This is a genomic window from Oerskovia sp. NPDC056781 (assembly GCF_042789955.1).
GTDB classification, from domain to species: domain Bacteria; phylum Actinomycetota; class Actinomycetes; order Actinomycetales; family Cellulomonadaceae; genus Oerskovia; species Oerskovia rustica.
In genome coordinates this window covers 1-2255 of sequence record NZ_JBHUAD010000365.1, presented here as the reverse complement: position 1 = coordinate 2255, position 2255 = coordinate 1, and the positions used below count along the sequence as shown (strand labels likewise).

The following is a 2255-nucleotide window of genomic DNA, read 5'->3' as shown; positions in this document are numbered from 1 at the left end:
CAAGCAGACAAATCTGTGGGTGCCGGCCCTTCGGCGTCCGGGGGTGAGCGGCGCGGGCGCCCGAGCTCGTGCCCCTAGCCCTGGGTCTTGCCGAGCGCCGCCCGCTCCTCGCGGTATGCCGCCGCCTTCTCGTACGCCTTCTCGACGTCCGCGAGCACGCTCGGCCACCCGCTCGACGGCCGGACCTCGCGGTTGTGCGCGACGATGCGGTCGAGCAGGCCGTCCTGCGTCACGAGCCGCACGATCTGGTCGGTCATCGCGTCGTCGTCGGCGGCGAGCAGCCCGTCGACCCCGTCCGTCAGCCGTTCCGCCACCCCGGACTCCGCCCGCGTCACCACGGCCAGGCCCGCGGCCTGCGCCTCGAGCGCCGCGATCCCGAACGACTCCTGGATCGCCGGGGCGAGGAACACGTCGGCGCGCGAGTAGAGGCGCTTGAGCTCGTGCGCGCCCAGGCGTCCCGGGAGGCTCACGGTCGTCGAGAGGCCGTGCTCCTTGACGAAGCGTCTGGCCGCGTCGAGCTCGGGGCCCTCGCCCGCGATCGTCGCGAACAGCGCGTCGTGCGGCAGGCGCCCGACGGCCTGCCGGATCGACTCGAGCAGCGGCAGGACCCGCTTGCGGGGAGCGAACCGCGTCGCGGCGACGACGTGCACGGCCCTGCCCTCGCCGCGCGCGTCCCGTTCGACGCGCGGCACGGCCCACTCGTCGAGGTCGAGCCCGTTGTGCAGGATCTCGACGGGCACGTCGGGTCCGGCGATGCGGCGCAGCGGGGCGGCGGTCAGCTCGCTCACGGCCGACAGCAGGATCGGCAGCCTCGACCAGCGCGTCACGCGGTCGAGCGCGGCGAACCAGCGCTCGGCCGAGCCCCACACGCTGTGCACGGTCAGGACCGCGGGCAGCCCCAGGCGGGCGACGGGCTTGAGCGACGCCTGCACCGACGGCGTGAGGACGCCCATGTGCAGGTGCACGACGTCGGGTCGCGCGTCCCGCAGGATGCGCGTCACGTGGTGGGCGGCCCGCGGGTGCACGGGGTAGCCACCGGGAACCCGGGCTGCGACGCGGTGGACCGTGACGCCGTCGTGCACCTCGCGGCTCACGCCGTGCTCGCCGCGCGACGCGGGCGTCGTGGTGACCACCTCGACGTGGTGGCCGGCCGCGGCCTGCTGGGCCGCGAGGCGACTCACCTGGGTCTCGATGCCGCCGAGCAGCGGCAGGTAGCAGTCCGTCACATGGGTGATCCTCACCCCTGGATTGTCCCATCGACGCGTCCACGGCCCGTGCCCGGCTGGTCTGGTTCGGGAGTGATCGGACCGTTCGTCCGGCGGAAACGACGAATCGTCGCTACGTTGACATCAAAGAACCGGCTCGGGGAGGGGTATCGCAATGTCCAGCACTGTCACGGTTCGGCCGGCGAAGGGCGTAGGGGTCATCGGGATCCTCACCGTCATCGCCGGGATCGTCATGATCATCGCGGGCGGCGTCACGTGGGGAGTCGTCACCTCGCAGCTGTCGGCCGAGGACATCACGGTGTCCGACGACGCGGACTTCCTCGCGGGACGCCACGTCAACGGTCCGCTCACCGCCTACGCCCAGGCAGAGGTCATCAACAAGCACGCGCTCGAGATCAGCGACGGCCAGACCTACGCGGAGCTCCCGCAGGACGACGAGCGCCGGGCCACGGTCATGAACGCCTCGTTCCTGCGCGCGTCGCTGTTCACCTCGGTCGTCGCCTACGGCGTCGCGGCCCTGGTCATCGGCCTGGGCATCCTGTTCATCCTCATCGGGATCGCGCTCCGGCGGATCGCGAGCGGTCCTGCCGTCGCGGTCGAGACGTCGGACGGCTACTCCTCGGGCGGCAACCTGTCGGCGGCCCCGGTCCCGGCGACGCACACCCCGGCCCATGCCGCGCCCGCGGCGCCGGTCACGCCGGCACCGGTGACTCCGGCTCCCACGACCCCGCCGGTCACGCCGCCGACCCGCACGTCGGCTCACGCGGCGCCCGTCGAGGAGCCGAAGAGCCCGGGAGTTCCGGCGACGCCGGTGCAGCCCGAGGTCGAGCCCAAGAGTCCGGGAGTTCCGGCGACGCCGGTGCAGCCCGACGTCGAGCCCAGGAGCCCGGGAGTTCCGGCGACGCCGGTGCAGCCCGACGTCGAGCCCAGGAGCCCGGGTGGGCCGACCACGCCTCCCTCGGAGGGAACACCCCCGCGCTGAGGTTGCCTTCCAGCAGGGAGCACGACGGCGGCGCACCGGTCCACGGA

Annotated in this window: 2 protein-coding genes; one reads left to right on the top strand and one right to left on the bottom strand. The window is 73.3% G+C overall.

Annotated elements, in window-relative coordinates:
* Nucleotides 1-74: 74 nt before the first annotated feature.
* A complete protein-coding gene (locus ACFRCR_RS18385) occupies nucleotides 75-1241 on the bottom strand; it encodes a glycosyltransferase family 4 protein (RefSeq protein WP_377679616.1) in 1167 nt (388 codons plus the stop codon).
* Nucleotides 1242-1380: 139 nt separating this feature from the next.
* Between ACFRCR_RS18385 and ACFRCR_RS18380 the strand changes: the two genes are divergently transcribed.
* Nucleotides 1381-2208, top strand: a complete 828-nt coding sequence (locus tag ACFRCR_RS18380; RefSeq protein ID WP_377679614.1) for a hypothetical protein — start codon at nucleotides 1381-1383, stop codon at nucleotides 2206-2208.
* Nucleotides 2209-2255: the final 47 nt, after the last annotated feature.

Excerpts from the sequence above, each read along its gene's own strand:
- ACFRCR_RS18380 (WP_377679614.1), top strand. The coding sequence starts at position 1,381 with ATGTCCAGCACTGTCACGGTTCGGCCGGCGAAGGGCGTAGGGGTCATC.